This is a genomic window from Pseudorhizobium banfieldiae (genome assembly GCF_000967425.1).
Classification (GTDB): domain Bacteria; phylum Pseudomonadota; class Alphaproteobacteria; order Rhizobiales; family Rhizobiaceae; genus Neorhizobium; species Neorhizobium banfieldiae.
This window is the reverse complement of sequence record NZ_FO082820.1, coordinates 1,040,939-1,061,681: the sequence shown is the minus strand read 5'-3', so window position 1 is coordinate 1,061,681 and position 20,743 is coordinate 1,040,939. Positions and strand designations below refer to the sequence as shown.

Sequence of the window (20,743 nt, the reverse complement as noted above, 5' to 3'; positions counted from 1 at the left end):
ATCTCAATTGTCCTTCAGAAGCCGGCTCTTCTGACGGTTCCAGTCGCGTTCCTTGACTGTCTCGCGCTTGTCGTGGAGCTTCTTGCCCTTGGCAAGCGCCAGTTCCAGTTTGGCCCTTCCGCGATCGTTGAAGTAGATCTTCAGCGGCACGAGGGTCATCCCTTCGCGGTTGATGCCTGAACGCAGCCGGTTGATCTCCCGTTTGCTGAGGAGCAGCTTGCGACGACGCCGGGGCTCGTGGTTGAAGCGGTTTGCCTGCAGATATTCCGGCAGATGGGAGTTGATCAGCCAGATCTCGTCGCCCTCGTCGGACGCGTAGGATTCGGCAATGTTCGCCTTGCCCTCGCGTAGCGACTTGACCTCGGTCCCGGTGAGGACGAGGCCGGCTTCGTAGGTGTCGATGATCTCATAGTTGAAGCGGGCCTTGCGGTTCTCCGCGACAATCTTGCTCACCGTCCGCTGGCTGCCTTTGGGGGCCATCTGTCTCCACCACGCCCTTCGATACCGGAATGTCGCCGCGGGAGGGCGTTCCCGCGGACCATGCGTCATGTAATGCGGGCGGCGGGGAAAGTGAAGCAGTACGGACTAGTTGAGCAGGCCCGCGTGCCGAAGGGCTGCATCGATAGCAGCCTCAGTCGATGCTTCCAGCGAAGACATGAGAGGCGAACGCACGGCCCGGCTCAGGCCTCGCGTCCGCCACAATCCGTACTTGGCGCCGCAAACACCGGGCTCGAGGAAGATCGCCTTGTGCAACGGCATCAGCCTGTCCTGGTAATCCAGCGCCTTGGCATAGTCACCCGCAAGGGTCGCCGCCTGGAAGTCGGCACAGAGGCGCGGCGCGACGTTTGCCGTCACCGAAATGCATCCGACGCCGCCATGGGCGTTGAAGCCGAGCGCCGTCGCATCCTCGCCAGACAGCTGGATGAAGTCCTTGCCACAGGTGATCCGCTGTTCGGAAACACGCTCCAGCTTGCCGGTCGCGTCCTTCACACCGGCGATGTTCTTGTGGGCCCTAGCCAGTGCCCCCATCGTCTCCGGCGTCATGTCGATCACCGAGCGTCCGGGGATGTTGTAGATGATGATCGGCAGCTTCACAGCCTCGGCGACGGCCGAAAAATGGGCGAAGAGGCCCTTCTGGGTGGGCTTGTTGTAATAGGGTGTCACCACCAGAAGCGCATCCGCCCCTGCCTGTTCCGCATGGGTTGCAAGCTCGATCGCTTCGCGGGTGTTGTTCGATCCCGCGCCTGCAATGACGGGTACGCGGCCGGCCGCAACCTCGATGCAAAGTTCGACGACCCGCTTGTGCTCAGCATGGGAAAGGGTCGGAGATTCGCCGGTCGTGCCGACCGGCACCAGGCCGCTGCTGCCCTCGGCGATCTGCCATTCGACATGATCGGCAAAGGCGGCTTCATCCACCGCACCCTCTGCCGTGAAAGGCGTGACGAGTGCGGGCATCGATCCCTTGAACATGCATAAGCTCCCACCGGCCGGCAGTTCACGCTTCGGCCGCATTCCGTGACTAAGGTGGCGCACAATAGAGCGGTGGGAATGCGACGACAAGCGGATGCTGACGCGATTTCTGATGGTGAACCGCGGCGCCAAACCGGCGCAGTTTCAATGATGCTGGTAAGCTTTCGTTAATCTACGAAGCAGCTAATGTAATAAGAGGAATCGCTTTCTTGTCGCGAGTCGCCGCATGAAGAAGCCTGCCCTGTTGCTGACCGTCATCGGTCTCGGTCTTTCGGGACCCGGCGCCATGGCCGATCCCCTTCCCAAGGGTCCGGCACCCCTTCCCTATGCCAAACCGGCCAGCGCTACCGCAGCCTTTCCGATGGCGCTGGATGTCATGACACCGTCACGAGGCAGCAGGCTTGCCCCGGCGCCAGTCCTGAAAGCCGGCCTCGATGCTTTATCCGACGATGATGCGAAGCGTGCGTTCGTCGTGCGTGACAGCCTGCCGGAGGGTTCGGTGGAACGACAGGCGCTCACCTGGGCGCTCGCCATGTCCGGCCTTGCCTCCGTCTCGTCGCTGCAAATCGAAGCAGCACGTCAGGAACTGAAGGATTGGCCGGGACTGGACGATCTCCGCCTGCGCTACGAGCGCGCTCTTTTTCGCGAGAACCCAGGCGCTGACAAGGTATTGGCAGCATTCAGCGATGCCGAACCGAAGACCGCCGAAGGGCTCTACCTGCTGGCAAAGGCGCAGAAGGATCTGGGGAAGGATGAGGCAGCTGCCACGCTCCGTCGTCTCTGGACCTCCGAGGCCCTGTACACGCCCCTCGAGAACCGCATCCTCAAGGAATTCGCCTCCACCCTGACGGTTCGCGACCACAAGGCGCGGATGGATTATCTCATGTATCGGGGCCGCGTCGGCCAGGCGAAGCGTTTCGCGCAGCTCGGCGAGGCGCAATCGCTCTACAAGGCCTGGGCTGCCCGGATCAACGGGGCGCGAAACGCCGAGGCACTGCTGAAGGCCGTGGACCCTTCTTGGAAAGACGATCCGGCCTTCCTGTTCCTTCAGATCGAGGCGCTCCGGCGCAAGGACAAGTATCGCGAGGCGGCTGCGCTTCTTGCAAAGGCGCCGCGGGATTCGTCTCTGCTGATCAATACGTCCGAGTGGTGGGACGAGCAGCGCATCGTCGCACGCGGGCTCGCGGATCTCGGAGACTACAAGGCCGCCTATGCCATCGTTTCCGCCCATGCTGCCACGCAGCCGACGGACATTGCCGATGCCGAATTCCATGCGGGATGGTATGCGCTTCGCAACCTGAACGATCCGCAGAAGGCCGCCGGTCATTTCCGGCGCATCCTCGAGGCCTCCAGCAGGCCGATCTCGGCCTCGCGCGCCTTCTACTGGCTGGGTCGCGCCGCCGAGGCAGCGCAATCCGCGGAGGCCGAAGCGCATTTCCGCAGCGCGGCAGCCCATACCGGGAGCTTTTACGGCCAACTCGCCGCCGCACGCCTGAACATGTCAGCCCTTTCCGTTCAACCGCCCTCACCCACCGAGGATGACCGCAGGAATTTCACGCAGCGGCCGCCGGTAGCGGCCCTCGACCGGCTGGAGGCTGCCGGCCATGAAAAGCGTACGGCTGCACTGCTGCAAGCGCTCGCCAAACAGATCGAAAGCCCGGGTGAGCTTGCCATGCTCGCCGAACGGGCCGAACGCAGGAAAGACCACAACCTGGCGCTCCAGATCGGCAAATCCGCCTACTACGAGGGGCGGGATGTCGCGGCGCTTGCCTTTCCGACCGGCGCCATTCCCCCCGGCGCCAATATTTCCGGTTCCGGCAAGGCGCTTGCCTATTCGATTGCAAGGCAGGAAAGTGCCTTCAATCCGACAGCCGTGTCGCCCGCCAATGCACGGGGTCTGCTGCAGTTGCTACCGAGCACTGCGAAGGCCGTGGCCAAGCGACACGGACTGGCCTATGCACCCGAAAAGCTAACAAGCGACCCCGGCTTCAATGCCACCCTGGGCGCCCACTATCTCGGCGAACAGATCGACTCCTTCCGCGGATCCTATATCCTTACCTTCATCGCCTATAATGCCGGACCGCGGCGCGTCGGCGAATGGATCGCGCGCTACGGGGACCCGCGCGGGAAGCCGATCGATGAGGTGATCGACTGGATCGAGCGCATCCCCTTCCCGGAGACCCGCAACTACGTCCAGCGGATCATGGAGAACTATCAGGTCTACAAGGCGCGGCTGGGACAGACGGCGGACATTGTCGCGGACCTGCGCGATGGACGGCAGCATCCGGATGCGACCGTGCAGATCACCGATGTCAGCCTGGCGGAGAACTGATCTTCGAAGCCGCACATGATCGCTGCCCTTTGATACGCAAAAAAGCCCGGCAACTGCCGGGCTTTCTCTTTTGCGACGGTCAGTGCCGCGATCAGAAGTTACGCTGCAGGCGGACGATGCCGCCCCATGCTTCCGACGAGTCGTCATAGGCAACAGAAACCTTCGACGCCAGGCCATCGGTGATGGCATAATTCACCGTTGCACCAGCCGTCCAGTAATCGGGGCCACTGAAGTCGCCTTCAGCATCAATAGCCGTATTCCAGAAGTACTGGAACTCCGGGATGATCTGGAGCTTTTCGGTCGCATTGAACGCATAGGCCGTGGCGAGGGTCAACTCGGCGCCGCCATAGTAGAAGTTATAACCGGAGGAGTAGACGCCGGCCAGGTAGAAGGTGCCGGGGCCGAGGTTCGCCGATGTGATCACACGGACTGCACCATCGTCGTTGGCGAAGTCATAGGAACCGAGCAACTCCGCCGAAACCGGACCGAACGTTCCCTGGACGACGGCTTCCAGACCGACGCTCTGACCGCCACCCAGATCGGGATCGTCGCCGGTGAAGGTGCCGAGGTACTCTTCGCCCGTCAGTTCATCGAGCTGAATACCAGCGGTCCAGGCGTCACCCTCATAGATATAGGCAATCGCCGTCACGCGGTTGGAGCCGAGAGCGTCCAACTCGCCCGGTAGGTCATTGGCATCCCACCAGTTGAGGTAGGTACCAGCCTTGAAGCCGCCGAGCTGCAGATAGACTTCATCGAAGTAGAAGGCGTCGTCGGTTGCGCCGGTAGCGGCCGGGTACTCCGAGGTCTCCGCCTGCATAGCGATGTAGCTGGTCAGCTCGCCGAGCTCCGTGTCGCTCTTGGCAGTGACTTCAATGCGACCGCGGGTGTAGGCATCCCAGTTGTCGTCGCCGTAGGTGTCTTCACTGTTCCAGCTCACCTCGAAGCGGACATAGCCGCCGATCTTGAGGCAGGTTTCGGTCCCTGGGATGTAGAAGTAGCCGGTGCCGAATGCGTCGCAAACGCGAACATATTCCATGGGTTCGGGTTCGGCAGCGATGATAGCGTCGGCGGCCTGTGCGCCGGAGACTGCTGCGAGGGCAGCAGCGGAGCCGAGGAGAAGGCTCTTGATCGTCATGTTGACTCCAGTCAGGAAAGAATCGGACCCCCGTGGACCATCCACGGAAACCAAAAAAGCCGCACGACGGCGACTTCACTCCCAGAGCATCTCCCAACCGAATGACCTTCTTTGGGCCACCCTCTTATTGAAGAGAGCTCCCCCGAATGTCGGGGGAGCTCCTTGATATTAGAACGAGCGCTGAAGACGGACGAAGCCATCCCAGTAGTCTTCGTCGCCAGCACCGCGACGGTTGCCGTCGTTCCACTGCGCCGATACCTTCATGGCCAGGCCAGAAGTGATCGCGTAGTCGACAGTCAGACCAGCGCGCCATGCATCGTCACCGTCGAAGTCGTCGCCATCAAGATCGACGTTCGAGAAGTACTGAACACCGGGGGTGATCGTGAACTTGTCGGTTGCCTTGAAGGAGTACGAAGCAGCGATCGTCCACTCAGAAGCGTTGTAGTAGACGTTGTAGCCCGATGCCCAGACACCTGCGAGCTGCAGGGTGCCCGGACCGATGCCAGCGGAAACGAGAGCGCGGACTGCGCCGTCTTCGTTTGCAAAGTCGTAGGAACCAAGCAGGTCGACCGAAGCCGCGCCGAGCGAAGCGGTTACGATAGCTTCAAGACCGAAGTCCTGACCGCCGCCGCCGCCGAGTTCAACGTTGGTCAGCTCGTCGAGCTGAAGGCCAGCCGTGAACGCGTCGCCCGTGTAGATGTAGGCGATCGAGGTCATGCGGGTCGTTGCGCCCAGCGAGTCGGTTTCGCCGTTGATGCCCTTATCCCACCAGTTGAGGTAGGTACCAGCCTTGAAGCCGCCGAGCTGCAGGTAGACTTCGTCGAAGTAGAAGTCACCCGTGGAACCGGTAGCAGCCGGATAGTCCGAAGCCTCAGCCTGGATGGCAATGAAGCCGGTCAGCTCACCGAGTTCGGTGTCGCTCTTGGCAGTGAAGTCTACACGACCGCGGGTCCATGCATCCCAGTTATCGTCGGCGTAGGCGCCATCGCGGCTGTCGAAATCAACCTGGAAACGGACGTAGCCGCCGATCTTGAGGCAGGTTTCGGTGCCCGGGATGTAGAAGTAGCCGGTGCCGAATGCGTCGCAAACGCGAACGTATTCCATGGGCTCGGGCTCGGCAGCGATGATAGCATCGGCAGCCTGTGCGCCGGAGACTGCTGCGAGGGCAGCAGCGGAGCCGAGAAGAAGGCTCTTGATGTTCATTTTTGACCTCCAGTCAAAGTTTCGTATGGGTCTGGGTTCTTTTGCTGAAGGACAGCGTTCCCTGCCCCATCCCCGTCGATTGCCAGAAGACGGACGATCCACCGCCTCGCTTCCGAGAGTGAAAATACAAGAGGCGGTCCGCCATGCAATCCGGAACTTCAGCCATTCCACATTCCTGCACCCGCTTACGGCAGTCCTGTTGCTGAAAGGACACAAATGTGGCGGGCGGAGCGCTGAAAGGTTTACACTCTCTTAAGAAATGGCAGATGTCACAGGCACTTAAGTTGCTGTGATGCGATGCGCTCAGGGCAGGTTCTGCAGATTCCAGCCCGATTCGCGCCATAAAGGGACGGTGGCGCTCAGGTACATGACGCGCATGCTCGTCATGGCGCGTCGTCGACAGACACCGCTCAGCGTGACTCGATTCGCGATCCGTCAGCGATTCTCTGCGCGGAGATGCAGTGCGTCCGATTCTGCCGGAACAAGGGTGCCGAGCGGGGCGTTTTTGGAGAACAATACAAGACGGAAAGGTCGGACCATGTCCAACGCAAGGAATGACGGCATCGGCAACGAACCGTTCAACACCGGTACAAGCTCCACGAACTTCGGCCGCTCTGTGGAGAGCCAGGCGCAGATTGCCGACGCCGAGGCGGCGGCCACAGCGACAAACGAGGGCGAACTTCTCAACATCTATCGGCTCGTCCCTGTCGCGCCGGCCAATGACGCACGTTGGGACAATGGGCCGGAACCCCAAGAGATCACCGTTGCCGCCCGAACGGCCGGAGACGCCCGAATCGTAGCGGCCGGCAGCGAGCTGGATTACATGGAGGTCGAGGCTTTACCCGGCGAAGATGTCACGACCCGGCATGCGAGCCTGTTCCGCGACGAGAAGGCCTATACGGTCATGGAAGTGGAAAAGGGGCGACGTGATCTCAAGAGGGGGCTGATCGAAGGGCGCACCCGAGTGGACACCATCACTCCACTTCAAACCTAATCGATCTTCGTCACCTGCCGAAGCCTTTAGCAGCCGGGATAGGCTCGAGATCCAATAAGATCACGCAGCGCCCCAATCGTAGGTAACTGTCACGTGCAGTCGCTTGGCCGAATGACTCTGAGGCCGACCAGTTGCAGATGTTGCAACATCCCCTTAATGCTTTGGCTCGATCAAACGGCCCTTCGGCTTTAGAGGCGAACGCAGGATGCAGGCGAGAAGCAGCTCCCAGACAAGGTACCGTCTCAACAACTGGACCGCGGGCGTAGTTGCCACCACCGTATTTGTGGCGCCGTTGGCCCTCGGTGGCAATCGGCCTGCCATATGGGCCCTTTCAGCCGCTCTGCTCTTTGCCTGGGCCGCCGTGTACTTCGCTCGGCTCGGGTTTGCGGATGTATCCTTGCGGGCCACTACAGGTCGCTACCGTACGATCAGCGGCCTTTTCTGGCTTCACGCTGCGTTCATCGTGCTGCAACTCCTGCCGATCGCGGATCTGCTGCCACGGTCATGGCTGACCCTGCCGGGGGATGTCGACCCAGGTCGATCCATCTCGATTACGCCAGGCGACACGGCGCTCGCCCTCCTCCGGTGGCTGAGCTACGGGCTCCTCTTCTATCTTTGCCTGCAGGTAGGAGCGAACCGCCCGCGTTCCTCACTGTTTCTAAAGGTGCTGTTTGGCATCGTCGTCGCCCACGCCGTTTACGGGCTGCTGCTGTATTTCGAGTTCGAGGATACGATCCTGTTCACCGAGAAATGGGCGTACCAGGGCTTTGTGACCGGAGGTTTCGTCAACCGGAACTCCTATGCCACCTTCCTCGCGATCGGCGCTACGATAGGTTCCGCGGTGATTGGCACTATCATTGGCGGGGCTACCCGCTGGCTCGACCTGTTCGAAGGGAGAAGAGGCCAATTCATCTTCATCCTCGTCGGCCTGCTTCTCATCGCGGCTGCACTGGTGCTCACCGCGTCCCGCATGGGTTTTTTTTCGGCCATATGCGGCGCCGTCTCGGCATTCGCGATCAGCGTCCTCCGCCTGAACAGACGCGTGAACATGGCGGCTATAGCCACAAGTATCCTGCTGGGTCTTCTTATCTTCTCCGCTCTGCTCTTTCTTTACGGCAACATCCTTGTCGAGCGCCTGGGCTCCGTCGAAAGCGCGGCAAATGTCCGGGCTGATCTCTACCGTCAGGTGCTGACAATGATTGCCGATCGACCGTTGCTCGGCTTCGGAGGCAGCAGCTTTGAGTATGCCTATCCCCTCTATCACATGGCGCCCGTCAGCTTCGATGCGGTATGGGAGAAAACCCACAACTCCTATCTTGCGCTGTGGGTCAGCTATGGTGTCGTCTTCGGCACGATTCCGCTGGCCATTCTGACGTTATGCTTCGTTGGGCTCCTGAGGCTGGTGCGATTGGAAGGGAGAGACGACGCTGCAGTGGTCGCGGCCATCGGAACACTGATCGTCGGCGCCCTCCATTCCACCGTCGATTTCAGTCTCGAAATCCAGGGCGTCGCCCTCCTCTTCGTCGCAGTGGTTGCAAATGGGCTGGGAGGTCTGGCCCGCCAGTCATCCTCGGGGCGCAACTAGGACCGTTGCTACCGCGGCTGGCGGCCTCTGCCCGCTCCTGGGGATCGGGCCCCCTATCCTGCTCAAATCTTCCAATATCAGGCGAAAGCCGTGCTACCTCGCTTAACGGAGTTGCATCGCGCTCGCCACGAGACGACTGGGCTTCACGCAACCGTCACGTGGCGGTGGTAAGCACGGCTCAGAGAAACAAAAGGAATGGTTATCCCAGCAGCCATGGCGCCGACGGACGTTGGGCGGCTCGCAATGAGCGAGTCGGACTCACATCACGGCGCCAGAGCCTTTGGAGGACAGTTCGTGACCGAGCGATTGAAGATACTGCTGATCGGGTCCGTCTTCTCGACCTGCGTCTGGATCCTCGTCATCCGCGCCGCCGTCGGTGTGGTCGTGGGGCATCCGTAGAGGCAACGGGGGGCCGGAACTTCGTTGCCGTCACGGCGTCGGGCCGCTGGTCGAAACCACGGCCGGCGACCCTCTTTGGCGGGGTTTGGCGGTGACTATCGCAAGGACGGCGGCGACACGATTCCCGATGTGCTTGCAGAGCAAACCGCGTCGGGCGTTTCCTTGTTCCAGAGCAGACGCTTCGGCTATCGGAACATTGAATCACGCGTTGAGCTTGTGCCTCCGGAGGTTCTTGATGAAGAAAAACTCCTCCCGGAGGATGAGCGCACCCAGCGCGAGGTAGAAGACCCCACCGGCGATCGACAGGCCGATAAACTCGATCCAGACTGACCATTCAGGCTCCAGGCTCGATAGGAGCATCCGGCACAAGACAATGCCTGCACCCGTTAAACCACTGACAGCGAGAATTCGGAGGCACCGCACCACGAATGCCGAACCGAACGGACGGTCCAGCCGCCTGTTCAGCACCACGATCATGATCATGATGTTGAGATAAGAGGCGATGATCGTGGAATAGGACAATGCGTCGACACCGTGTGCGTCGACGAGATAGATGGCCATCACCAGTTTGGTTGCGAAAGATATCGCGCACGCCCCGAGCGGGATCATCCACATCCTCATCGCGTAGGAGATGCGCAGGAGGATCACATGCAGAGCAAGGGCCGGCAGGGCCGCGACCATGACCCTGAAGATCCTCGAGGTCTCGCTCACAGCTTCGTCCGAGAATGTTCCGCGACCAAAGACCAGTGAAACGATCTGGTCCCCGAGGACTACCGCGATCACCGTGGCGGGAACTGCGGCAACCAAGATGCTCGCGGAAAGCCGCGCCGTAAGCAGTGTCGCATTCTCGATCTTGCCGTCGCCGATAAGCCTGCTGATCAAGGGAAACGTCGCGGTCGTTAGCCCCATCGCGATTACTCCCTGGGGCAGTTGGATGAGTTTGGCCGCGATCGTGACTGCCGTCACGGTACCCACTCCCAAGCGCGCGCCGACGGCCATGTCGACGAAGGCATAGGCATATAGAAGAAGGGCGACAGCCACTGCGGGGAACGCCGCCTGGGCAAAACGCCATATCGTCTCGTCATGGAAGGAAATGGTCCAATGATGACGGTATCCCACTTTGTAGAAAGCAGGGATTTGCAGAAGGAAGAATACCACCGACCCGGCAAGCGTGCCGAGAATGGCCGCCATGACGCCCAGCCTTTGGGAGAACGCGAGGATGAAGAGGACGACGATGGCGTTTAGGACGGATGGTGCGGCGGCTGATGGCGTGAAGATGCTGTTTGCATTGAGTATTCCCGTCAGCACGCCGGCAGAGCCCAACAGGATGATGGTCGGGAAGATCAGCAGCATGAAGTACTCGCTTCTCGCCAGCAGATCTGCGCTTGCATCGCCCGCCAGTAACCGGGAAATCTCTGCCGAATTCAGCAAAGCGGCCCCCACCACGATGCAGAGGGCGATGATCGTGATGTTCAGGATACTGCTGATGGAGCGGTGATCCGCGCTCACGCCAGCGCTCTTCTCGTTGACAATCAGAGGTATGGTCGCGCTCGCAAGAGCAGCGGCAACCACGACATAGGCCGCATTGCTGAAGCTAGAGGCGATGTAGAAGGCATCCGTATCCACACTGGCCCCGAATGACCAGGTGACAGCCAGGTCACGTCCCAAGCCCAGAGCCCGCGACAGCAAGGCGAGGAGCGTGACGGTCAGCGAGGCTCGCAGGATATTCACATCAGGTCCTCAATTGTGCGTCGTGGACTCCTGCCGCACAGCAAGGAGTTGCATTCTCTATGGTGACAGGCATGAGCGTTCTGCCGACCGGCCAAGCCGTTGTCCTCACGAACGGAGACGTAGCCTGAGCCTCAATTCTGCTCGTAGACCCCTCCCCTGACACAGCGACGCCACAGTATCTGCACGACATCCACGAAGAAGACCGGGTTTAGCATGTGGGCAAACTGGACGAGGGAGGAGCGGAACGAGGTAGGATCTCGTTGTTTCGAGAGGAAGGTCCGCCAAAATGCACCATTGGTGAAGGCGTAGGGAAACGCTCCCAAAGGATCGAAATCGGGGATCGTCATCTCCTTGTGGCCAAGCCCTGCGAGGAGGTAGTCGATGCGACTATCGACCAGATTGAACTGCTTGGCATCGATCTGGCGGACGACGGCCAGGTTGCAGGCGCAAGCATATTCGACCTTCTGCTCTCGGCAAACGTCGACGAATTCGTCGATCAGACCATCTCTCTCCATCGCGTCGAGGTAGCATTTGATGAGATAGTAGCTCTCGATCGTGAATACCTTTTCCGGAAAGAGATTGTGGAACATGATCGCGGTCAGTTCCGCGTGAGGCTTCAGTATTGGAATGGTGTACCCATTGATGGTCGTATGGGTGACATGCCCACGCATCCGGGCTGGGTCGAGATAGACGAAATAGTCTGTCGATGGCGCCACATAGCAATCGATGTAGTACACGCCGCCCTTTTTCGTCGTATCCGTGAGCCCTACCCCCTCCTGTTCCACCAGGGTTGTCTGCCGCGGCGCGGTTTCCAGCAGCTTGAAGGACCCGTCCGCTTGCAGATGATCGCACAGTTCGCCGTGACGGCTGCTGTCCAGGGGGAACCAATCCGTGTCATTGGGGGTCGAGGCGAACGGCTTGATGGACTTGAAGAGGACCCATTCTCCCTTTGCAACCTCATCCAGTTTCTTCGCCAGCTTGACCACCACCTTATCGGTGGCCAGCCGTCTTTCGGTAAGCGAATCATAGAGCTCTTGGGCCTTTGGTCCGAGCGGCACGCCTTTCTTCAAGCATTGCTCGAGAAAAAGCAGGCCAACGCGGCTCTTGAATGCGAACTGCGTGATGTCCTCGAGCTTCTCGGGATCGGGGACCGCGTTGCCACTGCCGATCGGCGACCCGATCGTCTGGAATATCAGAGTAGAGATTTCGGATTTCGATGTCATGGGGAAGTCCCTCTACCTGCAGCTTGCCTCAAGCTGCAGGTCTTTCGATCAGGTTTCTGTAGATGGCAGCAATCTTGGTATCCACCACATCCGGGTCTACGAGAGACAGTGCCCGATTGCGGCCGATCTCACCGTATTTCTTCCTCGGAGGGGTGACATCGGAAAGAAGATCCGACAGAGCGTCCGCGAGTGCCTTCGGATCGTTTGGCGGAACGAGAGTGCCGATGCTGGGGTCCGTGATCATCTCGAGCACGCCGCCCATGCTAGTCGCGACCGTGGCGGCGCCCGCCAACAGGCTTTCGATCACAACGCCGGGAAAAGGATCGGGTTCGACGGAACAATGCACGCTGATGTCCGCCGCTCGCAGCAGGGCGGGAACATCATCGCGGGTGCCCAGCATCAGTATTCCCGCAGCGGATGCTGCCCGCTTGATGTCGAGATGATAATCCTCCTTGCCGTCCACTCCGCCGCCGACAATCGCGAAAGATGCACTTTCGCGCAGTGCCGCAGGGAGGAGCCTCACAGCTTCGACGAAGACGTGCTGCCCCTTCCAGGGTTCGATCCGGCCGACCATCAAGACCAGGCGCCTGCCTTGGGGCAGCGATGGCGGACGTGGAGTCGGTTCCGTCGGATCCCTTTGATCCCGAACCAGTTCCTCGTTGCCAAGATCATGCACGACCTCGGGCTTGGAACGCAGACCTTCAGGCGGGTGGAAGTAGTGATCGCGCACTGCAGCGGACACTGAAATGGACGCATCGGCCAACCGGTCGATGCTCCTGGAAAAGAACGTCTGAAGGAATTTGCCGCTCTTGATCATCCGGATGTGGTAGACAACGGGGATTCCGCGAAGTCTCGCGGCAAGCGCGGGGATGCAGTCATACAGGTCATTGACGTGGACAAGGTCCGGACGCTCTACCGAACAGCCTCAAGAAAAACCACAGCGATCGTGGTGCCGCAAGCACTGATCCGACTATGCCGATCACGCCTCGACTCACCTGCGGGCGCAGAAACCTGTACAGGATGACCGGTATCCCATTCTGCTTGTAGCTCGAGAGAATCGGCGTCGGGAGACGCAGCGCGACCGACGCCCTGAAACCGGGCGTCCCGCCGAGATCTGCGGAATAATGCTGCATATGGTTCGCCATCAGGGCGAGAACCTTGTCCGCTCCGCCCACGTCCGTGTTGTTCGCATGGACGTAGATGACGTAGCTCTTCCTGGACTGTTCTTCGGCGATCCGCAGAAGCCGGTCCGTATTGTCGCTGATCGGCTTTGTGCCATCGAGTTCGGTGAAACCGAATGCCTTGGCGATCGCCTCGTAATAGGCAAACCTCATATGAAGGTATTCGGCGTCAGGAATGTCGTCCTTTCGGGTAAGCGATACCTCCGGCGAAACGCGTAGGAAGATCCGAACCTGCGGGAGCGGCATTGCCGAGAGCCTGCTCATGACGAATTCGACGACCTGCTCGGGGCTCCAGCCGAGCGTAAGGCCCAGGTTCACGGCCACGTCGAAGAGATATCTATCGGCAATGATCGTCTGCGTTCCGCGATGCGTGAACAACTTCCAGGCGACCTGAAGCCTGTAGTCGAACCATGTCATGGCCACATATAGCCCGATAGCCCAAGGGTACCTTTCAACCAGATTATTCTTGAGCTTGACCTCTTCCGAAGAACGGCGCTTTTCTGCCGGTGGCGCGGAGGCGGGTGACTTCCTCTGCTTTCCCCACAGACGGCGGAGAACATACCGGGCGGGCGCCATCAGGACGCTTTCGGACCCGAGCCACACCCGCGACGCCTCTATCCCGTTTTGCTCAAGTTTCTCTGCGACGGAATTGCTGAGAGTGGTCTTGCCGCTCCCGTCCGTCCCGATCACACAGATCATCTGCTGCACATGTCACCTCATCAGGTCGCGGAGAATGTCGGTAATTCGGTGAACATCCAGATGTTCGGGCAAGCCGATAGGCCTCACCAGCGGCATACGAAGGATCGCATCGCTCACTGTCTTGGCGAAATCGGCACTGTTCACGATAGTGACGCCAGCCACGCCATCGAATGCTTCGGGGATCGCGCCAAAATCGGTCGAGATGACAGGGCAGCCGCAGGCAGTTGCCTCCAAGACGCTCAATGGCAGATCGATAGCCCCCCTGTCTTCGGGCTTGACGGGGAAAAGATAGAGATCCGCGGACCTGTAGATCCTTGAAATCTCGGAGACGTGGCCATTCATAACGTGAACCCCGCCCGATCTAAGCTCCTCGGTTATGCCCGGATCTGGTGGAAAGTTGGGGCTGCCCTGCACGACGATTTCGCCGCGGTCGCCGATCATCTTCTTCGCCTCAATGAGCAGATCCAGACCGCGGCTGCGCCGGAGATGCCCGACATGCACCGCGATCGGCACCTGCCGCTGGCGCAGCTCAGGCCACATCGGGGTGGCGTTATCCGAGACCTGCAGCCGCTCGGGAGCTATACCGATGAACTGACGCACGAACGATGCGTCCGGCGCCACGGCCGAAAGCTCTGGCCTAGGTCTGTTGCCAATCACGATATGCGCAGTCTTCCGCCCCTTCAGCCACTCGGGGGGCGTGGCGACGTCAGGGCGCGTTGCAAGCCAGATTATCTTTGCTCCCGAAAACAGCCGCAGTATCCAGCTTGTAAAAACGGTACGGACCCCGGGTCCATGCGTAAAAATGATCCGACGCGGCTGCTTGAGGAGCAGTCGCGGGATGCTTTTCAGCATCTCGGATGGCGGCATGACGTCCAAATCATATCCGCCATTGCGAAGATCATCGATGATCGTCTTCGAGATGACATTGATCCCTTCCGACGGCGCGTGCGTGTAGTCAGCGACAATGATCGTTTCTGCCATGGTGGACCCTAGTGGAAAATACCCAGCCAATCGCGCAAAACACGCCGCTTGGCATTGATGGTGACGCGTTGTCGGACCGGAGGCGGAGGTGGGATGTCAACCGACTTCCCGAAAGCCGCGAGATCCATCCCGGGGACGATCCGCTGCCAGAGCCCGTTTCCGACGTGACCGAGGCAGTAGCGGTGCTTGGAAAGAACAGTTTTTACTTCATACCAGTCAATCGGACCGACCGCACGGTCGTCGAACCACAGCCAGTATCCACCCCGTTCGTCGACTCGGCCAGGTTCAATCAGCTGAAACGCCTGTGTTCCTGTGGCGGCACCGGAGATCTTCTCGAAAATCTCTTGCCGAGCCTGGATCACGATCGTCTCGGCGATCTCTATCAGAGGCAGGTCATCCGGGTGATCCGTTATGACCGTGACCGCGGGGGGGCATGGGCCGAATGTTCGGGAGAGCCACTGCCTGCATGCCTGCGCTTTTCGTTCGCCGACCAGTTCGAACCATACCGCATTGGTCTCCGTTCCAAGCGTGCCCAAGCACTCATCGAAGCCGAAGCTCGATGCGAATGGAATGGCATAGATAGTCGGGGCAGCAGTTGCGAGCACGACAACATGCCCCTCTGCACGCAGGTCCTTCAGCATGTTCGACACCGGCTGGGAAACCATCGAGCGCATTTCGCTGAGCGTGCGCTCTACGATCTCCGCCTTCTCGCGCTCTTGCAACCCTGAAAACCATCTCAGGACCCTGCGCTTCATGCCGGCATGACCGCCTCCTCTCGACCCGAAGGCACGGAGGGCAAGCTGGTGCGCCAGCTGCGCCCGCTGCAATGCGCCCGCTGTCCGCCAACTGGCAAGGAGAAAGGAATGGAAGGAATTCCCCAGCACGAGGGTTCCGTCCAGATCACAGAACACCACGCCCGTGACCGCTTGATGATCCTGCTTCGCTTCCATCATCTATCCGCGATAATCGAACGACCAGGGAAACCGGCATAAGGTGCGCTGAAAGAACGAGTAATCCGGCCGCTCAACGCAGCTTTCCCTGGTCGTCGTGACCACGGCCGTTCTGACTTCGCAGCCATCGCCCATGGCTGCGGCAAGCCGGGATTTCACCGCGTGGAGGGTGTGGCCACTATCGACTGCATCATCCACGATGAGGACGCGGCTCATGCCCTGGCTTCTCATGTCCGAGGCGATCCGTTCACAGTGCGTATCGAGGACACTTCTGTCCGAAGCGGCCAGCTTGACGCCATTGTTCGTGCTCCGCTCGAGACGCCGATCTTCTATCACCCGCAAGATGTCAGTGATGAAGTAGGGAACGTACCGAAGAAACCGTGTCACCGGAATCTTCTGTTTTGTTGCCGTACTGGGGCGTCTCAGCACGCATTCGTAGATCTTGATATCCACTTTCGAGGCCAGCAATGACGTGCATTTCGTACCGCCACTCGCAATGCCGACGACCGCTTCAGGATAGAAGCCACTTTCCTGAACCTGCTCCCAAAGCACTAGCAATGCATTAGTCAGCTCTTCGGGAGTAAACGTCTTGACCTTCTTCGATGAAGATGTCCTCATTATTCGCTCTTGATGTACTCTTGACTGACGCACCTTTTATTACTCGTCCGAAGTTACCTGAAAAAGCAAGGGTGCAGTGCGAAAAACTTTCGTTCAAAACGAAAATGGGTTAACTCGCGGGCCCCTCCCTGTCTGAAGATCGGGCTGCTGTTTTCCAGCGCAGTATCACAAACGAGCGTTGCGGCGCCCGCTCCTGCAAGTCCATATCGGCAAGCCGAGCCTGCCTCAGGCGCGAACCCGCAACATGTATTTCCACAAGATAAGTGGCAGATAGACAAGAGCCATCATCAAGATGCTTTCGGAAAGCCCAGTGTAAATGCACATCTTGAAGACGAAGAAATAGAGCGTCACTACAAAGAATATCGTGTTCCAGAAAGCATAGTTCGACTTGTGTAGGTTCACGTACATTCGCGCCAGGACAAAGCCGAAGATCGGGAAAAGCAGAAAGCCGGCAAGGCCGAAATTCATGTACAGTTCTCCGGCGAGGGGCGAGCCAGGATTGCCCGCATTCAGGTCGCCCAAGAAGATGAAACGGTGCAGAAGGGCGGATGTGTTGTATATCGGCTCGAACTCAAAGAGCTTTACCATGAACTGATTGGGATAAGCGAGCAAAGGCAGGCCGAACAAGAGGTCATTGCCAGCCGTAAAGTAATCGACGAACATGACGGCTGTCACGTCGAGCCGGTTGAAGTCGCTGAGAATGTCGGTGATGTCGAAGGTTCCGTCTGAGCCTGATCTGAGGAATGACTGCGCGACAAACGCAGACACGAGTATGAACATGACGATAATTGCCGCGATGTACATCCCATAGGACGACCGACCGTCCTTCCTACGGAAAACGAACAAGGCCACAGCGAACAGGATCAGCGGGAAGATCGCCTTCTCCCTGGAAGCCTGGGTGATGATCAGTATGGCAGACGCGAAAATCATCAAGGCAGCCGTGGCGACGATATGTGTCAGGCTCTTCTTCTGGTAGATCGCCGCCAGCGCAAGTACGGCAGGTGCGGTCATGAGAACCATGCCGGCATAGTACCATCTGCTGGAGATCTCGCGCCAAGCTATGCGGTTGGAGATGCTTTGCATCTCGGAGATCACGACGCCTATTCCCCCGATGCTTCCTGCGTATATTACCATCCCTACGAACCCAATGGCGATGACCAGGAGTACGAGAAAAAAGCCGAGGCCGGTGGTGCGAAAGACCTCTGTCTCGTGTGCTCGGGATCTTGTCGCGGCGCTTTGCTCCCCGATACCGTACCCGATCACGAAGAGCGGCAAAGATATGACCGTGTAGAACGTCGCAACCGCGAGGTTCTTCTCGAAGTCGGTGCTTGAATAGTAACGAAGGTACCACTTCCCCAGGTCGGGGGTGGAGATGTACGCCAGGGAGAATATCGGGAAAAAGACCAGCAACAGTATCGCGAGATTGCGAGGCGGCGAGAGCGGTCCTGGAACGTATGAGGGATAAAGCGCCGCCACTATGCAGACGAGGGCGGAGAAGAGGAGCGATTCCACGTAAGGAGAGGAGAAGTACTCCCAATTGCTGAACGCCAGCATATGGTAGACGAGATAGAAGACTGTCACCGCAACGACGGACAGGAAGTACAATGATCGCAAGCCGCTGGTTCCGTAAGCTGGGCGATTGGCAAAAAGACAGTCGAGGCACAGATAGTGGAATTCGATGCTAATGGCTTGAATATGGCGGGTCAATGACTCTCGGATCCCGCGGGAGCGACGCCGCCTCGGCGAGGCCCCCCTCCCGCATTTGTCCACGTGAAGTCACCCCGGCAATCAGCGCTTCACACAATGGTGAGCGGCCATGACGGGGTTGACACCCTGACTTCAGGTTGATCAGGTATAGCTCAATCATCAGAAGATCTCAGGAGGCCTTTCATGGTAGACGGACGAAGTGTACTGCTGCTTCGCGCTTCATTACTGTCCTTGGGAGTGGGTTTCCTGGGAGCTGCGCCATCTTTTGCCACCGACACTCCTGCCTCTGCAGTTGAAGCCACCACCAAAGACGTGGTGGGCGAGGTCAGGAAGCTGAGGGAGAACCCTCAACTCGGTTCGTTGCCGCCCGACATGCTGAGAGATCTGGAGAAGGTCGCAGGGAGCGGAGACACGTCGGCATTGGTTCTGCTCGGCGAGCTCTACGGGGATGGCAAACTCGTGCCGGCAGACCCGGCCAAGTCTTTCGCTGCATTTGAGCAGGCCGCGCAACTCGACAGCATATGGGGAAAGATACACCTAGGGAGGAGCTATATCAGCGGCCTGGGGGTTGATGCCGATGTCGACCGTGGGCTGGCACTGATCCAGGAGGTGGCCGAGACGGGGAATGGCAGTGCGCTTCAGGCACTCGGGGAACTCTATTCCCGCGGCGGACCTGTTCCCGTCGTTGGTGACAAGGCCCTCGACTATTATCAGAAAGCGGCGGCGGCCGGCAGTGACAGCGCCTACGTCCGGATCGGCGAGCTCTACCGCGATGGCGGGGCTGTGTCGCCGGATCCGAGCAAGGCTTTCGCAGCCTTTGAGCAGGCGGCGCAACTCGGCAATACCTGGGGGAAGATCAATCTCGGAAGGGCCTATGTCAGCGGCCTGGGTGTGGAGGCGGATGTCGGTCGGGGTGTGGCCCTGATCGAAGAGGTGGCTGCAACTGGAAACGGCAGCGCCTTGCAGGCGCTAGGAGAACTCTATTCCCGCGGTGGACCTGTTGCCGTCGATGGCGGCAAGGCCCTCGATTACTACGAAAAAGCGGCGGCGGCCGGCAGTGACAGCGCCTATGTCCGCATTGGTGAGCTCTACCGCGATGGCGGGGTCGTCCTGGCAGATCCGGCCAAGGCTTTTGCCGCGTTCGAGCAGGCGGCGCAGCTCGAAAATGCCTGGGGGAAGATCAACCTGGGCAGGGCCTATATCAGTGGCCTGGGCGTAACTTCGGACGTGGAACGTGGCGTCGCACTGATCGAGGAGGTGGCCGCCACCGGCAATGCTGGCGCATTGCAGACGCTGGGGGAGCTATATTCCAGTGGTGGCGCCATCCCGGTCGATGGTGCAAAGGCGCTCGATTATTATGAGAGAGCCGCAGCGGCCGGCAGTGACAGCGCCTATGTCCGGATCGGCGAACTCTACCGGGATGGCGGCGTTGTGCCGGCAGACCCGCGCAAAGCCTTTGCTGCATTCGAAAGGGCGGCGCAACTCGGCAATGCCTGGGGGAAGATTCATCTGGGCAGGGCCTATATCGGCGGCTTGGGGGTACAGCCAGATGTCGAGCGCGGTCTGTCATTGATCAAAGAGGCTGACATCGCGGCTGGCTGGGTCATGATTGGCGGCTATCGCTCTCAAGGGATTGTCGTTGAGGCCGACCGCGATGCCGCGCTCGAAGCTTACCAGAAAGCAGCCGACAAAGGCGACGTGTACGCTCTGGTCAGGCTTGCGGAGGCGTACCGGGATGGTGGCTTGACGGATCGCGATCCTGAGAGATCCATTGGCTTGTTCCAAAGAGCTATCGACGCGGGCCATGTCTCTGCTCGACGCATCCTTGGAGAGAGTCATTTGCGTGGCCGATTTGGCGCTCGTTCGTCACGGGACGAAGGACTGACGTTGCTGCGCCAGGCCCAATCTCTCGGAGACCAGAGCGCACCCGTTACCTTGGCCAACCTTTATCTTTATGGCACCGGAGTGCCGAAAGACGTGAATCGTGCTCTGGAACTGCTTGCCGAGGCGGCCAGCGGCGGAAACTCGAGTGCAGCCAAGACGCTGATATCCTTCTACAGGGATGGGCGGGGACGCGACGTGCCGAAAAACCTTAGCAAGGCGAGTGCTGCGCTCTCATCGTCGGAAGGTGCCTTCTCGCCTCTTGATCTGATGCGGGAGAAGCTCCTCCTATCGGTTGCTTCCGCCCAGTCGTCAGGCAGGATCTCTGCCGTTTTGGACGAAATACGCGCGGCGCCACCCGTCATTGCATCGCCGATCATTGCCTCCCTGCGCCACGTCAACGCCAATGCTTACGTCTATTTCCTGCAGCAGGAACTGAGGGATCGCGGGATGTACAATGGTCCTATCAACGGCCTGCTGACGCGCCAGACAATACGGGCTGTCGGCACCCTGTGCTCGACAAGCAAGACGCCCGGACAATGCTCGTACGGCCCCCTGCATTCACGCAGTGCCAATGCCGTTCTCAAGCTCCTGGACGGGATCTAGAAAAGCACTAGACCGCTTCCGATCACGCCGCCCGCGTCCTGACACATC

The 20,743-nt window shown here is 59.5% G+C and carries 16 protein-coding genes; 4 read left to right on the top strand and 12 right to left on the bottom strand.

Annotation, left to right across the window (positions count from 1 at the left end; all coding sequences use genetic code 11):
• Window positions 1–3 precede the first annotated feature (3 nt).
• Window positions 4–480 (bottom strand): SsrA-binding protein SmpB, encoded by a 477-nt coding sequence (gene smpB, locus NT26_RS05100; RefSeq protein WP_052637731.1) that lies wholly within the window; start codon window positions 478–480, stop codon window positions 4–6.
• Between the two features lie 105 nt (window positions 481–585).
• Window positions 586–1,470 carry a 4-hydroxy-tetrahydrodipicolinate synthase gene (gene dapA, locus NT26_RS05095; protein ID WP_052637730.1) on the bottom strand — a complete coding sequence of 295 codons (885 nt, stop codon included), beginning with the start codon at window positions 1,468–1,470 and terminating at the stop codon, window positions 586–588.
• A gap of 226 nt (window positions 1,471–1,696) precedes the next feature.
• Between dapA and NT26_RS05090 the strand changes: the two genes are divergently transcribed.
• Complete coding sequence (locus NT26_RS05090; protein ID WP_052637729.1) at window positions 1,697–3,802, top strand: lytic transglycosylase domain-containing protein; 2,106 nt, start codon at window positions 1,697–1,699, stop codon at window positions 3,800–3,802.
• Window positions 3,803–3,893: 91 nt separating this feature from the next.
• Here NT26_RS05090 and NT26_RS05085 read toward each other — a convergent pair whose 3' ends face one another.
• On the bottom strand, window positions 3,894–4,937 hold the full coding sequence (locus tag NT26_RS05085; RefSeq protein WP_052637728.1) for a porin: 1,044 nt from the start codon (window positions 4,935–4,937) through the stop codon (window positions 3,894–3,896).
• Window positions 4,938–5,105: 168 nt separating this feature from the next.
• Window positions 5,106–6,140 carry a porin gene (locus NT26_RS05080; protein WP_052637727.1) on the bottom strand — a complete coding sequence of 345 codons (1,035 nt, stop codon included), beginning with the start codon at window positions 6,138–6,140 and terminating at the stop codon, window positions 5,106–5,108.
• A gap of 538 nt (window positions 6,141–6,678) precedes the next feature.
• Between NT26_RS05080 and NT26_RS05075 the strand changes: the two genes are divergently transcribed.
• Both NT26_RS05075 and NT26_RS05070 read left to right on the top strand, forming a co-directional pair.
• Window positions 6,679–7,134: a hypothetical protein gene (locus tag NT26_RS05075; protein ID WP_052637726.1), complete on the top strand. Its 456-nt coding sequence runs from the start codon at window positions 6,679–6,681 to the stop codon at window positions 7,132–7,134.
• Window positions 7,135–7,531: 397 nt separating this feature from the next.
• Entirely contained in the window at window positions 7,532–8,719 is a 1,188-nt protein-coding gene (locus NT26_RS05070) for an O-antigen ligase family protein (RefSeq protein ID WP_162197777.1), read from the top strand.
• A 600-nt stretch (window positions 8,720–9,319) separates the two neighbouring features.
• Here the strand turns inward: NT26_RS05070 and murJ are convergent.
• The 8 genes from murJ to NT26_RS05025 form a co-directional block, all read right to left on the bottom strand.
• Window positions 9,320–10,849 carry a murein biosynthesis integral membrane protein MurJ gene (gene murJ / locus NT26_RS05060; protein WP_052637723.1) on the bottom strand — a complete coding sequence of 510 codons (1,530 nt, stop codon included), beginning with the start codon at window positions 10,847–10,849 and terminating at the stop codon, window positions 9,320–9,322.
• A gap of 131 nt (window positions 10,850–10,980) precedes the next feature.
• Window positions 10,981–12,072: a hypothetical protein gene (locus NT26_RS05055; protein ID WP_052637722.1), complete on the bottom strand. Its 1,092-nt coding sequence runs from the start codon at window positions 12,070–12,072 to the stop codon at window positions 10,981–10,983.
• A 28-nt stretch (window positions 12,073–12,100) separates the two neighbouring features.
• Entirely contained in the window at window positions 12,101–12,835 is a 735-nt protein-coding gene (locus NT26_RS05050; protein ID WP_162197776.1) for a glycosyltransferase family 4 protein, read from the bottom strand.
• A gap of 121 nt (window positions 12,836–12,956) precedes the next feature.
• A complete protein-coding gene (locus NT26_RS05045; RefSeq protein ID WP_052637720.1) occupies window positions 12,957–13,961 on the bottom strand; it encodes a dTMP kinase in 1,005 nt (334 codons plus the stop codon).
• A gap of 3 nt (window positions 13,962–13,964) precedes the next feature.
• Window positions 13,965–14,933 carry a glycosyltransferase gene (locus NT26_RS05040; RefSeq protein WP_052637719.1) on the bottom strand — a complete coding sequence of 323 codons (969 nt, stop codon included), beginning with the start codon at window positions 14,931–14,933 and terminating at the stop codon, window positions 13,965–13,967.
• 8 nt (window positions 14,934–14,941) lie between these two features.
• Window positions 14,942–15,886 (bottom strand): HAD family hydrolase, encoded by a 945-nt coding sequence (locus NT26_RS05035; RefSeq protein ID WP_052637718.1) that lies wholly within the window; start codon window positions 15,884–15,886, stop codon window positions 14,942–14,944.
• Window positions 15,887–16,501, bottom strand: a complete 615-nt coding sequence (locus NT26_RS05030) for a phosphoribosyltransferase family protein (protein ID WP_052637717.1) — start codon at window positions 16,499–16,501, stop codon at window positions 15,887–15,889.
• Window positions 16,502–16,726: 225 nt separating this feature from the next.
• Window positions 16,727–18,115 (bottom strand): O-antigen polymerase, encoded by a 1,389-nt coding sequence (locus tag NT26_RS05025; RefSeq protein ID WP_152338577.1) that lies wholly within the window; start codon window positions 18,113–18,115, stop codon window positions 16,727–16,729.
• A gap of 276 nt (window positions 18,116–18,391) precedes the next feature.
• Here NT26_RS05025 and NT26_RS05020 point away from each other — a divergent pair, with 276 nt between their 5' ends.
• Window positions 18,392–20,695 carry a tetratricopeptide repeat protein gene (locus tag NT26_RS05020; protein ID WP_082077641.1) on the top strand — a complete coding sequence of 768 codons (2,304 nt, stop codon included), beginning with the start codon at window positions 18,392–18,394 and terminating at the stop codon, window positions 20,693–20,695.
• Window positions 20,696–20,743 lie beyond the last annotated feature (48 nt).

What these genes read in the sequence shown, in the direction of transcription:
- smpB (WP_052637731.1), bottom strand. Translation starts at nt 480, where the DNA reads ATGGCCCCCAAAGGCAGCCAGCGGACGGTGAGCAAGATTGTCGCGGAG.
- NT26_RS05040 (WP_052637719.1), bottom strand. Translation starts at nt 14,933, where the DNA reads ATGGCAGAAACGATCATTGTCGCTGACTACACGCACGCGCCGTCGGAA.
- NT26_RS05075 (WP_052637726.1), top strand. Translation starts at nt 6,679, where the DNA reads ATGTCCAACGCAAGGAATGACGGCATCGGCAACGAACCGTTCAACACC.
- NT26_RS05090 (WP_052637729.1), top strand. Translation starts at nt 1,697, where the DNA reads ATGAAGAAGCCTGCCCTGTTGCTGACCGTCATCGGTCTCGGTCTTTCG.
- NT26_RS05085 (WP_052637728.1), bottom strand. Translation starts at nt 4,937, where the DNA reads ATGACGATCAAGAGCCTTCTCCTCGGCTCCGCTGCTGCCCTCGCAGCA.
- dapA (WP_052637730.1), bottom strand. Translation starts at nt 1,470, where the DNA reads ATGTTCAAGGGATCGATGCCCGCACTCGTCACGCCTTTCACGGCAGAG.
- NT26_RS05080 (WP_052637727.1), bottom strand. Translation starts at nt 6,140, where the DNA reads ATGAACATCAAGAGCCTTCTTCTCGGCTCCGCTGCTGCCCTCGCAGCA.
- NT26_RS05055 (WP_052637722.1), bottom strand. Translation starts at nt 12,072, where the DNA reads ATGACATCGAAATCCGAAATCTCTACTCTGATATTCCAGACGATCGGG.
- NT26_RS05030 (WP_052637717.1), bottom strand. Translation starts at nt 16,501, where the DNA reads ATGAGGACATCTTCATCGAAGAAGGTCAAGACGTTTACTCCCGAAGAG.
- NT26_RS05035 (WP_052637718.1), bottom strand. Translation starts at nt 15,886, where the DNA reads ATGATGGAAGCGAAGCAGGATCATCAAGCGGTCACGGGCGTGGTGTTC.
- NT26_RS05020 (WP_082077641.1), top strand. Translation starts at nt 18,392, where the DNA reads ATGGTAGACGGACGAAGTGTACTGCTGCTTCGCGCTTCATTACTGTCC.